Origin of the sequence: Nocardia acididurans (genome assembly GCF_016741815.1) — a bacterium.
GTDB classification, from domain to species: domain Bacteria; phylum Actinomycetota; class Actinomycetes; order Mycobacteriales; family Mycobacteriaceae; genus Nocardia; species Nocardia acididurans.
Genome location: NZ_JAERRJ010000012.1, coordinates 83,994 through 96,771, shown reverse-complemented (window position 1 = coordinate 96,771; position 12,778 = coordinate 83,994). Strand labels below are relative to the sequence as shown.

Annotated in this window: 11 protein-coding genes; 6 read left to right on the top strand and 5 right to left on the bottom strand. The window is 68.9% G+C overall.

The genetic code is table 11. The features are described 5' to 3' along the window. The first annotated feature begins 41 nt into the window (after positions 1-41). The 4 genes from JK358_RS29070 to JK358_RS29055 all read left to right on the top strand — a co-directional run bounded on the left by JK358_RS29070 (position 42) and on the right by JK358_RS29055 (position 4,084). Complete coding sequence (locus JK358_RS29070) at positions 42-1,574, top strand: carboxylesterase/lipase family protein (RefSeq protein WP_201953892.1); 1,533 nt, start codon at positions 42-44, stop codon at positions 1,572-1,574. 168 nt (positions 1,575-1,742) lie between these two features. Further along, positions 1,743-2,135: a YciI family protein gene (locus tag JK358_RS29065; protein WP_201953890.1), complete on the top strand. Its 393-nt coding sequence runs from the start codon at positions 1,743-1,745 to the stop codon at positions 2,133-2,135. Continuing rightward, entirely contained in the window at positions 2,132-3,376 is a 1,245-nt protein-coding gene (locus JK358_RS29060; RefSeq protein ID WP_201953887.1) for an RNA polymerase sigma factor, read from the top strand. Before JK358_RS29065 ends, JK358_RS29060 begins: the two co-directional genes overlap by 4 nt. 57 nt (positions 3,377-3,433) lie before the next feature. Further along, positions 3,434-4,084 carry a putative DNA-mimic protein gene (locus JK358_RS29055; protein ID WP_201953884.1) on the top strand — a complete coding sequence of 217 codons (651 nt, stop codon included), beginning with the start codon at positions 3,434-3,436 and terminating at the stop codon, positions 4,082-4,084. On the opposite strand, the gene JK358_RS29050 is transcribed toward JK358_RS29055, so the two are convergent. Then, on the bottom strand, positions 4,085-6,382 hold the full coding sequence (locus tag JK358_RS29050) for a LuxR C-terminal-related transcriptional regulator (RefSeq protein WP_201953881.1): 2,298 nt from the start codon (positions 6,380-6,382) through the stop codon (positions 4,085-4,087). It lies immediately after the preceding gene. 281 nt (positions 6,383-6,663) lie between these two features. On the opposite strand from JK358_RS29050, the gene JK358_RS29045 reads away from it, so the two are divergent. After that, complete coding sequence (locus JK358_RS29045) at positions 6,664-7,026, top strand: MmcQ/YjbR family DNA-binding protein (RefSeq protein WP_201954400.1); 363 nt, start codon at positions 6,664-6,666, stop codon at positions 7,024-7,026. Between the two features lie 6 nt (positions 7,027-7,032). Here JK358_RS29045 and JK358_RS29040 read toward each other — a convergent pair whose 3' ends face one another. Together JK358_RS29040 and JK358_RS29035 are read right to left on the bottom strand one after the other, a co-directional pair. Then, positions 7,033-7,947, bottom strand: a complete 915-nt coding sequence (locus tag JK358_RS29040; protein ID WP_307817792.1) for an alpha/beta hydrolase fold domain-containing protein — start codon at positions 7,945-7,947, stop codon at positions 7,033-7,035. 88 nt (positions 7,948-8,035) lie between these two features. Further along, positions 8,036-8,890, bottom strand: a complete 855-nt coding sequence (locus JK358_RS29035; RefSeq protein ID WP_201953878.1) for an alpha/beta fold hydrolase — start codon at positions 8,888-8,890, stop codon at positions 8,036-8,038. Between the two features lie 52 nt (positions 8,891-8,942). Between JK358_RS29035 and JK358_RS29030 the strand changes: the two genes are divergently transcribed. Beyond that, positions 8,943-9,560, top strand: coding sequence for a TetR/AcrR family transcriptional regulator (locus JK358_RS29030; RefSeq protein ID WP_201953875.1), 618 nt, complete (start codon positions 8,943-8,945; stop codon positions 9,558-9,560). Positions 9,561-9,627: 67 nt separating this feature from the next. On the opposite strand, the gene JK358_RS29025 is transcribed toward JK358_RS29030, so the two are convergent. Then, the gene (locus tag JK358_RS29025; protein ID WP_201953873.1) at positions 9,628-10,854 is read right to left on the bottom strand and encodes a bifunctional 3,4-dihydroxy-2-butanone-4-phosphate synthase/GTP cyclohydrolase II; all 1,227 of its coding nucleotides are present in this window, start codon (positions 10,852-10,854) and stop codon (positions 9,628-9,630) included. A 161-nt stretch (positions 10,855-11,015) separates the two neighbouring features. Then, a complete protein-coding gene (locus tag JK358_RS29020; protein ID WP_201953870.1) occupies positions 11,016-12,734 on the bottom strand; it encodes an MFS transporter in 1,719 nt (572 codons plus the stop codon). Between the last annotated feature and the right edge of the window lie 44 nt (positions 12,735-12,778).

Here is a 12,778-nt window from a genome sequence, read left to right as displayed (position 1 = left end):
CGCCGCATTCGCGGCCCGGTCGGCAAGGGAAGGGGTCAACGATGAGCAGCACCGCGAATCCGGTGGTGAGGATCGGCTCGGGCCGAGTCCTGGGCCGCCACGACGGTCCGGTGACCGTCTTCGAGGGAATCCCGTACGCGGCCGCTCCGGTCGGGGAACTGTTGTTCGAAGCGCCGCGACCGGCTCCGGCGTGGGACGGGGTGCGTGACTGCACGAAACCGGGCCCGTGGGTGCCGCAGGGCGTGTCGATCGCCAGTCCGGATCCGCTGGAATCGTCACTGGCCGAGGACAACGAGTGCCTGAACCTGAACGTCACGACCCCCGATGTCGGCGGCTCCGGACTGCCGGTCATGGTGTGGATTCATCCCTCGGCGTTCCAGGCGGGCAGCAACTCCGAGCCGCGGTTCGCCACCACCGCGGCCCTGGCCCGGCGCGGCGTGGTGGTCGTGGCCGTCAACTACCGCCTGGGCGCACCCGGATTCGCCGAAATCGCTGGGGCGCCGAGCAATCGAGGACTACGCGATCAGATCGCCGCCCTGCGCTGGGTACAGGACAACATCCGCGCGTTCGGCGGCGACCCCGACAACGTCACCCTCTTCGGCAGTTCCGCCGGCGGCCTGAGCTGCGCCCTGCTGTTCGCCTCCCCGGCGGCGACCGGGCTGTTTCACCGGGCGATCCCGCAGAGCCCCGGGCCGGTCGTGGTCGCCGACCCCGACGAAGCCCGGCTCGCCGCCCGCACCTGGGCCACCCGTGTGGGCGCCGAGCCACAGGCGGCCGCGCTGGCGGCGGTGTCGCGCAAGGACATCATCGGTTCCCAGCTGGCCGCCATTCTGGAATTCATGCAGCACCCCGACCCGCAGCGGTGGGGTGCGGCGACCATCCGCGCGGGCTTCGGCGTCGTGCCCTTCATTCCCGTGCTCGATGAGCAGATCCTGCCGCAGCGACCGGTCGACGCCGCCGCCTCCCGCGCCGCGCACGGCGTGACGCTGCTGCTGGGCCAGTCGACCAGCGAGGTCGAACCCATCGCCGCGACCATCGCACCCCCGGCCACCACGCCTGTCGAAAACCCAACCCTGGCAAGGGCTCTCACCCTGATCGGCGCGAACGACCCGGCGGTGATCGAGGTGTTCGCCCGCAACCGGCCCACCGCCGACGCCCAACGACTGTTCTACGCGATCGCCGCCGAATACCTGGCGCGCACTCCCTATATCGCGCTGGCCGAGAACTACGCCGCCGCCGGCGGGACGGTGTTCCTCAACGAGTTCGCCTGGGCCTCGCCAACATTGGGTGTCGCCGGACACAGCGCCGAACTACCGTTCCTCTTCGAAACCTACGACGTCTTCCAAACCATGGGCTTGCTCGGCGACGACATCCCGACCCAGCTGACCGAGGACATGCAACGAGCCTGGATCTCCTTCGCCACCCACGGCGATCCCGGCTGGGCCCCCGTCACCACCGCCCACCCGACCCCGGTCAAGATCTTCGACGCCGCCACCAACCCCGTCCTACCCACCCCACGCCCCGAAGAACTAGCCGCCGTCCGAACCTCAACCACGCCCGCCACCCGCGGCTAGCCGGCCCACCAGCTGTTGGCACGGCTGCGACACACGGTCCGGGAGTGTTCCGAGCGGACCTGTCTCGGGGATTCGAGGGCGGGGGGATGTCGACATCGGGGTGGCGGCTCCGACGTTTCAGGTGAGGATGGGTCAGTGGGGCGCATCCGTGATCGTGAAGGAGCCGTGATGAAGTACGTGATCCTGATTCACTCCAATCCGCGACCGTGGGGTCATCCGACGAGTGATTTTCTGCCGGAGTATCGGGAGATGTCGCAGGCGGATCGGGATCGGGTGAACTCGGACTTCGAGAAGTTGCTGGGGGAGATGCAGGAGCGGGGTGAGTTGCTGACGGGGGAGGCGCTCGGGGCTCCGGAATCGTCGCGGCTGTATCGGTGGGGCGACGGCAAGCCGCTGGTGACCGATGGACCGTATTCGGAATCGAAGGAGCATTTGGCGGGGCTCTTTCTGATCGATGTCGAAAACCACGCTCGCGCAGAGGAGATCGCCGCGCAGTTCGCCGGGCCCGGCGAAACGGTCGAGTTGCGGCCCGCGATGTGGCCGGGCGGCGACGACCAGTGAGCAACCGGGTGGTGCAGGAGGTGTGGCGGCGGGAGTCGCCGCACGTCCTGGCCGCCCTGCTGCGCAGGCACGGTGACCTCGGTGACTGCGAGGATGCCGCCCAGGAAGCGGCGGAGGCGGCGACGGTGCAGTGGGTTCGCGAGGGCGTTCCGGCGGATCCGCGGGGCTGGCTCGTCACCGTGGCGTCGCGCCGCCTGATCGATCGGGTGCGCGCCGACCGCGCACGGGCGGGCCGGGAGGAGGCGGTGGCCGTCGCCCGGCCGGGTGACGCGCACACGGCACCGGCGGCGGATCAGGCGACCGGCGGCGACGGTGACGACATGCTGCGGATGCTCGTGCTCTGCTGCCACCCGAGTTTGAGCCGCCCCTCACAGGTGGCCCTGACCCTGCACGCCGTATGCGGTGTGGGCACCGCCGAAATCGCCGCGGCCTACCTGGTTCCGCCGCGCACCATGACCCAGCGTCTGACCCGGGCCCGCGCCACCCTGCGATCGGCGGGGGCGGCGTTCGAGTTCCCGAACCGATCGGAGCTGCCCGCGCGCATCGCGGCCGTTCTCGACGTGTGCCATCTGCTGTTCACGCAGGGCCACACCCGCTCCACCGGTAGCGCACTGGTGGATGGGAACCTGACCGCGGAGGCCATCCGGCTCACCCGCCAATTGCATTGCGCGATACCCGATCACGACGAAGTCGCGGGAGCGCTGGCCCTCATGCTGCTCACGCACGCCCGCGCGGCGACCCGCACCGAGAACGGCGAGCTCATACCGCTGGCCGACCAGGACCGCTCGCGCTGGGACCGCGACCTGATCGCGGAGGGTGTCGGCATTCTGGAGCGGGTCCTGCCGCGCGGCCACGTCGGCCGGTTCCAGTTGCAGGCGGCGATCGCCGCGGTGCACGCCGAGTCGCCCACCTGGGAAGACACGGACTGGCCCCAGATCAGCATCCTCTACGGCATGCTCGACCGAGTAGCACCCGGCCCCATCGTGACGCTCAACCGCGCTGTCGCGGTTGGTGTGGCGTGCGGCCCCCAGCAGGGCCTGGACCTGATCGCGCCCCTGCTCGACAATCCGTCGATGCTCCGGCATCACCGCACCCACGCGGTCCGCGCACACCTGCTGGAAATGCTGGGCGACCGGACCGCCGCCGTCGAAAGCTACCGCAGGGCAGCGCAACTCGCGACCAGCGTCCCCGAACAGCGATACCTCAACGATCGCGTGCGTCGCCTCGCCGCCGGATCCTGAAGGGGCCCGGACCGGCATGACCGCGGGTTGTCGTCCGGTCCCGTTAGCCTCGGCCCCATGGGACTGGCTGTAGGGACGCACTCGCTCGCGTACGCGGTGGCACACGATGACGACCCGGAGTATCTCGAGATGCTGCGTAACGATCTGCGGGCGATCAATGTCGCGCTCGCGGCCGAAGGGATTGCCGCGCATACCGAACCCGAGGTCAACGGTGGGGTGACCGGGCGGGCCACGGTGGGGAGCGTGCCCTACAGCTTCGTGCACCACCTGCGCCGGGCCTATGCCTGGGCGACGGAGTATCCCGGCCGGGCGGTGCCGCCGGTGGCGGAAGGGGAACGGGCGTCGGAGGATTCGGTGCTCGAGCAGGTGGGGGAGATGTTCGAATCGCACCTGCTGTGTCACTCGGATTGCGAGGGGTATTACGTGCCCGTGGATTTCGCGGATGTGGTGTTCTCCGCGCCGGAGTTGGAGATCCCCGGCTGCATGGTGGGTTCCAGTCAGGCGCTGCTGCGCGAATTGGTTTATGTCGCACCGTATCTCGGGATCACCCTGGTGGAGGGCGAGTTGAGCGACGCGGAGATCGCCCGGGTCGACGCCGAGAACGGGGACGATGAGCATCCGCTGTACCGGGAGCGGGAGACCTGGCTGCTGTTCTACGAGGCGGCCCGGGTCTCGGTGGCGAACCGGACCGTCATCAGCTTCGGCTGATCAGAGGTTGTTCTCGTGCGCCCAGGCCGCCACCTGGGTGCGCGAGGTGAAACCCAGTTTGGTGAGAATGTGCTCGACATGGGTTTCGGCGGTGCGGACCGAGATGACCAGATCGGCCGCGATGCGCTTGTTGCTGTGCCCGGCGGCCACCAGCCGGGCGACATCCTTCTCCCGCCGGGTCAGCACGCTGAGTTCCCCGGATGCCTTGCGGGGAAGCGGTTTCGGAGCCGCCGGAGCCGGGGCCGGGGCGGGCGGGGCGGTGCTGCGGCCCAGCGCGTAGTCGATGGCCTCCTCGAGGGGCAGGTTCGCCCCCGCGCCGAAGGCCGTGCGGAAAGCTTCCTCGCCCAGCGCATCCCGGACCTTGGTGCGCTCCTTGTCGCCGACCGCGACGGTGATGGTGTGCGCCAGCCGAATGGTGCTGCGCTGCAGGGACTCCGCCGCCCCGAGCAGCCGCGCCGCACGGTCGAAATCACCGCGTGCGGAGACCGTCCAGGCCAGGCCCTCGAACGCGGAGGACAGCCACACGCAGCGCTCGAACAGCGCCAGCTTCTCGATGGCGTGGGAGTGGTAGTCGGTGGCGGCGTCCAGATCGCCCAGCCGCCAATGGTCCAGGCCCATGGTCCACAGCGCCAGCCCGCCCAGCAGATGCGAGCCGCTGGCGGTGGTGAGCGCCAGGAACTCCTGGGCCAGCTGGGTGCGGTCCGGGGCCTCCATGAGATGCGCGCACATGAAAGCGAATGCGTGACTGTCCATTTCGATGGCGTTCTGGCCGTGCTCGCGGGCCAGCTCGATGCCGATGCGAGCCAGCTCCAGGGCGCTCGCGCGATCGTCCTCGGTGAAGGCCAGCAGGGCGCGGTCGAGCGCCACCTCCGGCATGATGTCGGTTTCGCCGAGGGCGTCGATCAATTCGAGGCAGGCGGTGACGCGCTGGGCGGCCAGCTCGCGATCACCGAGCAGCGCGGCCAGCGAGGCGGCCGAGGACAGCGCCCGCGCCCGCGCCAGCGTCGGTTCGGGATTGCGGTCCAGCGAGTCGGACAGCCAGCGATAACCCTCGGACAGGAAGCGGTGGTGCTCCCAGAACGGCCGCAGCACCGACACCGTCTCCATGGTGGCGAGCGGGTCGTCGTCGAGCCCGGAGCGAAGGGCCGCACGGAGATTCGCGTGTTCCCGGCTCAGATCGCGGAACCAGGCGACGTCGTCGGAGGTCCAGTAGGCGGTCTGCCCGCGCAGGGCCAGCTGCCGGTAGTACTCGCGGTGCCGGGAGCGCACGGCGTATTCGTCACCACGTTCGGTGAGCCGGTCGGCGGCGAACTGGCGGATGGGTTCGAGCATGGAGTAGCGGGCGGTGTCGCCGTCGAAGCGCAGCATCACCACCGACTTGTCCACCAGCCCGGTGAGCGCGTCGATGAGCGAGCCCCCGCCGAGTTCGCAGATGGTCTCCGCGGCCTCGATGTCGAAACCGCCGGCGAACACCGAAAGCTGTTCCCACAGCAGCTGTTCGGCCGGAGTGCAGAGGTCGTAGCTCCATCGGATCGCGCCCTCGATGGTCTGCTGCCGCTGCGGCGCGGTGCGCGGGCCCGCGCTGAGCAGGCCCATGGTGTCGTCGAGCCGGTCGAGAATCTGCTCCGGCGTGAACATGCGCAGCCGCAGCGCCGCCAATTCCAGTGCGAGCGGCATACCTTCGAGCCTGCGGCAGATCTCGGCCAGTGCGGCGCGGTTGGCGGGCGTGGTCTGGAAGGCCGGGTTGGCGGCGGTGGCGCGCTCGGTAAGCAGTTGCAGCGCATCGCTTTCCGTGCCTACGTGCGCGTCCGGCACGGTGAGCGGCGGCACCGGCATCACCTGCTCGCCCGGGATGCCGAGCACCTCGCGGCTGGTGGCCAGCACCCGCACATCCGGTGTGGTGGCGATGATCCGGCCCACCAGCGCCGCGCACGCCTCGATGAGATGCTCACAGTTGTCGAGGATCAGCAGCAGCCGCTTGTCGGCCAGGAATTCGGTGAGCCGGGGCAGCGGCGCGGTGGATTCGTCGCGCAGATTGAGGGTTTCGGCGACGCTGAGGGTCACCAGGTTGGGGTCCAGCACATCGGCGAGTTCGACCAGCCAGACGCCGTCCGGGAAGGCGCGGGCCACCACCTGCCCGATCTGCCGGGACAGCCGGGTCTTGCCCATGCCGCCGGGGCCGAGCAGCGTCAGGACGCGGGTGGTGGGGAGCAGTCGCTTCGCGGTGGCCAGTTCGTCGCGGCGGCCGACGAAACTGGTGACCTCCGCAGGAAGGTTTCCGGTGACACGCCGCGCCATGGCTCCCAACCTAGGGGATGAGCCACTGTCCGGGCCAGTTACCGGGCATAAAACCAGCTCGCGCGCGTGTGGTAAGCGGGTGTGCCGCAGCCGACATCGATATGCGCGGCGAACTGGGCAGCAAGCGCGCTTGTGTCCGATATGTCCGGAACTCTCATGTCGAACTCGCATTGGTTGACGTGTCCGAATGTCCCGGCTCGGGGCGCCCGCGGCCTACACTCGGCAGCGTGCCGAGAACGCGCCGGGCCCGGCTCGCCGACGTGCACGAGCTGGCCCTGGGAATGCCGCACGTGACGGTCGAACACGGCTCGATGGCCAATCCGATCTATCAGGTCGGGCGGAAATCGTTCATCTACTTCCGCACGCCGAGCAAGGACGCCGCCGATCCCGTCACCGGGGAACGCTACGACGACGTCATCATCTTCTGGGTGCCGTCCGAGGGCGACAAACTCGCGCTCACCCAGGATCCGGACTCGCCGTTCTTCACCACGCCGCATTTCGACGGGCATCTGTCGGTGCTGGTCAGAGCCGCACAGCTGGGGGAGCTGAGCGTTTCGGAGCTCGCCGAGGTCGTGCAGGACGCCTGGCTGTGCCGGGCCTCGGCGACCCGCGCCCGCAAGTGGCTCGCGGAGCATCCGGCCTGACCTCGATCAGACGGTCGCGAGCGCGGCCCGCAGCCGATCGACGATGACCGCCCGCGCGGCCCGGCCCTCCGGTGTCGGGGTCAGCGGGAAGACGTGTACCAGATCCTGCCCCTCGTGGTAGTCGACCTCCACGCCCGCCGCGCCCGCCTTCGCCACCAGCAGCTTGGTATCGGGATGCACGATGTCCCTGGTGCCGCAGAAGACGCTGAGCGGACCCAGACCGGGCAGATCGGCGGCCAGCGGGCTCACCAGCGGATCGTCCACCGACAGCTCCCCGCGCCAGAACTCGATGAACACCCGCGCCCCGGCCTTGCCCAGCCACGGATCGCTCGGCTGCACCACATCGATCTCCGGATTGCGCAGCGACTGATCCAGCGCGGGCGAAATCAGCACGGTCCGAGGCATTTTCACCTGCTGCTCGTCGCGCAGCAGCAGCGCCGCCGACAGCGCGATCTGCCCGCCCGCGGAATCACCCGCGAGGCAGGCCCCGCCGTAGCGAGACATGTTCTCCGACACCAGTGTCGCGATGGCCGGAACCACCTGCCCGGCGGTGCCGAACGGAATCAGCGGATAGATGGGCACGGTGACCGTGGTGCCCGCCCGCGCGGCGATCTCGGCCGCCAAAGCCCAATGCTGCGGGGCGATTTCATTGACCCAGCCGCCGCCGTGCACGTACACGACGCTGCCGCGCGCCCGCCCCGACCGGGGCGTCAGCGTGTAGACCGGGAACCCGGCCTCCCGGCTCACCTCGAGGGCCACATCCCGGCGCAGCCGTCGTGGCGGCCCGTACGGTTGCGGGCGGATACTGCGCTCCCGCACATGTGCCCGTGCCCGCTCGGCATCGGTGAACGCCCGATTGGCCCGGACCACCCGTAGATAACCCGGCACCACCCGGCTGCTCATGAAGCTCGGCACGGCCACCTCCAGAGTCTGGCGTATCCACAGCGATACGCCATCGACCCTACTGTGCGTGGCAGGCGGAGCGGCCGCGTTTCGCGCCGCCGCCGGATCACCGTGCCGTGGGCTGCGCGGTCGTCGAGGTCAGAAACGCCGAGATGGCCGCCGCGACCGCCGCGGGCTGGTCGAGCATGGACAGCACGTAGGCGTCGTCGATCTCGGTCAGCCGGGCGTTCGGGATCAGCTCGGCCAGTGCGCGCCCGTGCTCGCGCGGCATCACCTTGCCCGCCGAGGACCACAGCACCAGCGCCGCGCCCGGGAAGTCGCGCAGGGCTTCGGTATTCGCGATCAGTTCGGCCTTGGGGAAGCCGGATCGCGTGTACGCCAGCAGATCTCGCCGGATCCGTTTGTCCCGCAGGCCGGGTTCGGTCCAGCCGCGCACCATCTCGTCGGTGATCGGCCTGCGTGCCATCCAGCCGAACATGAGCGGTGAACGCCGCAGCCAGGACACCCGCAGTTCGCGCAGCGCCAGCAGCACCCCGCCGGGCAGGTAACTGGCCGCCATCGAGGTCTTGCCGGGCAATCCGGGCGGGAAGTTCGCGAACGCCTCACACGGCGTGATGATCAACCGGCCTACGCGCTCATCGAGCCCGTAGGCGGTGAGGAACAGGCCGCCGCCCCAATCGTTGTGCACCAGCGTGACATCGGTGAGGTCGAGCGCCGCGAGGAACTCCGCGATGAGCTGATTGAGCCCGCGCATGCTCAGATCCGCGCCCGCCCGCATCGGCTCGGGATGCGCGCCCAGCGGCAGATCCGGCAGCACGTACCGGAACCCCTCCGGCAGCAGGCCGACAACCTCGTCCCACACCGTGTGGTTCATCAGCAGTCCGTGCAGGAACACTACGGGCGGACCCTCGCCTCGCTCGAGATAGTGGATTCGACCTGCGGAAACATCGACTGTCGGCATGACTTCCTCCAGTAGAGCATTTACTCTAGCGCGTTTGCTCTAGTCTGATGTCATGTCCGAGCCGCTGTCAACCACCACCCGCGACCGCCTCGTCACCGCCGTCGCCGAACTCATGCGCACCCAGGGCTACAGCGCCATCACCGTCAAACAGATCACCGCCGCCGCCAACGCCCCCATGGGTTCGCTCTACCACCACTTTCCCGGCGGCAAGGCGCAGATCGCCGCGGCGGCCCTGCGCACCTCGGGCGCGGCCTACATCCAGCTGCTGCCGTTGCTGATGGACCCGTACGACGATCTGCGCACGGCCATCCCCGCGGCCTTCGACGCCGCCGCGGAAACCATCGAGCAGAGCGGCTGGATCAATATGTGCCCGGTCGGCACCGTGGCCGGTGAGGTCGCCGACAGCGAGCCCGTCCTGCGCGAGGTCGCCGCCGAGGTCATCAACTCCTGGATCGACCAGGGCACAACGTATTTCGTGAACCGCGGCCTCGCCGAAGCCGACGCCCGCGATCTGATCTACGCGGTCCTCGCCGCCCTCGAGGGCGCGTTCGTGCTCAGCCGCACCCTGCGCTCACCCGAACCCCTGCAGGCCGCGGGCCGGGCCCTGGCCGCCCGCATCGACGCGATCACCGCGGCGGGTTCCCAGCGCCCGATCAGCTACGGGAGCTGATCGACGCCGCCTGGTGGCCGGCCGCGCCCGCGAAACTGCGCAAGCGGCGCGCGGCCTCATAGCCGGATCAGGAGCCGACCGCCGCGTCGATCTCGGTCAGCGCGTGGCGCATGCGATCGCGCTTGGTGCGCAGGTAGTGGACGTTGTGCTCGGTGGGGTTGGTCTGCAACGGGATTCGCGATTCGACGGTGATGCCGTGCGTTTCCAGCCCGGACTGCTTGGCGGGATTGTTGCTGAGCAGCCGGACGGAATCGACGCCGAGGTCGGCCAGCATTCCGGCGGCGGCACGGTAGTCGCGGGCGTCGATGGGCAGCCCGAGTTTGACATTGGCGTCCACGGTGTCGGCGCCGTCGTCCTGGAGTTCGTAGGCGCGCAACTTGTTCAGCAGGCCGATGCCGCGGCCCTCCTGGCCGCGTAAATAGACGACGACACCGCTGCCTTCGGCGGCGACGGCTGCCAGGGCGGTGTCGAGCTGTTCGCCGCAGTCGCAGCGCAGCGAGCCGAACGCGTCGCCGGTCAGGCATTCGGAGTGGATGCGCGCCAGCACATTTCGGCCGACGGGGTTGCCGAAGACCAGGGCCAGATGCTCCGCGCCGGAGTGTTCGTCGGCGTAACCCAGCACCCGGAAATCGCCGAAGCGGGTGGGAAGCCGGGTTTCCACCACGCGAGTCAGGCCCTGTTCCAAGGACTTCCGGTACTCGATCAGGTCGGCGATGGAGATGATGGGGATATCCCACTCCTGCGCCAGCACCAGCAGTTCGGGCAGGCGCGCCATCGAGCCGTCGTCGTTCACGACCTCGGCGATCACACCGGCGGGCCGCAGCCCGGCCAGGCGCATCAGGTCGACGGCGGCCTCGGTGTGACCCGGACGGCCCAGTACGCCACGGGAATTCGCGCGCAGCGGGAAGACGTGGCCGGGGCGGGACAGTTCGCCGGGGGTGGTGCGCGGGTCGGCCAGCAGGCGCATGGTGTGCGCGCGGTCGGCGGCCGAAATGCCGGTGCTCACACCGTCGATCGCGTCCACGGAGACGGTGTAGGCGGTGCCCTTGGGGTCCTCGTTGACGGCGGTCATGGGCGGCAGCCGCAGTCGGTCGAGATCCTCGCCCGTCATCGGCACGCAGAGCACGCCGCTGGTGTGCCGCACCAGGAACGCGATGTTCTGAGCCGTGGCCTTCTCGGCCGCCAGAATCAGATCGCCCTCGTTCTCGCGGTCCTCGTCGTCCACCACGAGCACCATGCCGCCGCGCGCGATCTCGGCCACCGCGGCCGCGATCGTGTCGAGTTCACCGGTCATCGTCGACCACCTCCTCCGGCCGCACGGGGTTGTCGGCCATATTCCTAATCGAAATATGCGCGGCGAAGAACAACGAGGTGGGGTCCCGCTCACCGGACGCACAACGGCCCGGAGATGAGTCCGGGCCGTTGGGTATTCGGTTGTTGTTCGGTTGTGGGCGCTCAGTGCGCGGTGCCGCCGGTGGCCGGGGTCCGGCCGTGCTTCATGAGGATCGCGCCGATGAGCGCGATCACCGAGGAGCCGACGACGAACCAGAAGCTGATCTCATAGCCCTTGTCCGCGTAGATCAATTTAATCTCCTGGGTGACAGGGGGTGCGCCCGTCACCGACACCACCGCCTTCACCGGATTGGCATTCAGGAACGCCGTCGCCACCGCGAGCCCGATAGCCACGCCCATGGCCTGCATGACGCCCAGCATGCCCGCGCTGACGCCCTGCTGTTCGGCGGGGACGGCCTCCACGATGAGGTTGGGTGTGGCCGCGTAGTAGAGGCCGAACGCGATGCCGAACACCGCGCTGATACCGGCCAGCATCACCCAGCCGTGCCCGGTGACCGCGTACGCGACGGCCGTGCCGACAAAGATCAACAGGGTGAACACCAGCGGATTCCGCGCACCCGAGCGGCGAATCCACAGACCGCCGAGGAAACCGAACACCATGCCGATGAGGGCCTGCGCCAAGGCGATGTGCGTCGCGAACTTCAGCAGCGAGAAGCCGGAACCGTAGGTGTACCCCGGATCCAGTTCCACCTTGACCATATCCGGCGGCAACTGCGAGAGCACCATCTCCTCGGGCACCTGCACCGCACCCGGCGGCAACTCGACGCCCGGCGGCAGCTGCGCCTTGGCCTGGGCCTCGGCCTGCGCCTGAGCCTGTTGCAGCGCACCGGTTTTCACCTGTTCCCAGGTGGCGGCCTTCACCTGCTCGACCACCTCGGCGGCCGGCGGCGACTGGGTCATGTAGCCGACCGCGTAGGACTGGTAGCCGATCATGAACGAGGCCAGCAGCGCGATGAACAGCACCACGCTGACGCGCGGGGTGAACAGCAGCTTCATATCCATGATCGGCTGCTTGACCCGCTTCTCCACGATCGGGAACAACGCCAGCAGCGCCAGGCCGCCGATGAGATAGGCCAGCGTGGACGGTTCGGTCCAACCCCAGTGCTGTCCGTTGTCGAGGTAGATCAGCGTCAGCACCAGACCGGTGCCCAGCAGCGCCGCGCCCACCAGATCCAGTCGCTGCGGCGTGCGCAGCTTCGACTCGGGCACCACGAGGACCACCAGCGGAATCATGGCCACGGTGAAGATGAACAGGAACCAGAAGATGGCCCGCCAGCTGTAGTGCTCCACGATGAAGCCGCCGATCAGCGGACCCGCCATCGCGGAGACGCCCAGACCGGTGGAGGCGATACCCAGACCCACCGGAACCAGCCTGCGCGGCATGAGATCCCGGATCAGACCGTACGAAATCACCGCGGTGGCAATGGCTGTCGCCTGCAGGCCGCGGCCGACCAGGAACAGCATCCAGCTGCTCGTGACCGCACAGATGGCGCAGCCGATCAGGAACAGCACGCCGCAGGTGAGGAACATCTTCTTCTTGCCCCAGATGTCGCTCAGCTTGCCGATGAGCGGCGAGGTGGCGGCACCTACGACGCCGAAGACGATGATGGCCCAGTTCAGATTCGCGCCCGCGACCGTGGGGAAGCTGGGTGCGATCTGCCGCAGGGCCGCCGACACCATGACGTACTGCATGGGTGCGACCTCGGTGAACAACACGATCACCGCGAGCACAGAGAAGATCCGCAGTTTCGATGCACCATCGAGGCGGCCGGTGTCGTCTACGGGGCCTTCCGGCACCGCGGTTTCGACGGAGGTGGACATGTGGCGTCCTTCTGGTGGGTAGGTAACACGATGGTGTGAACCGT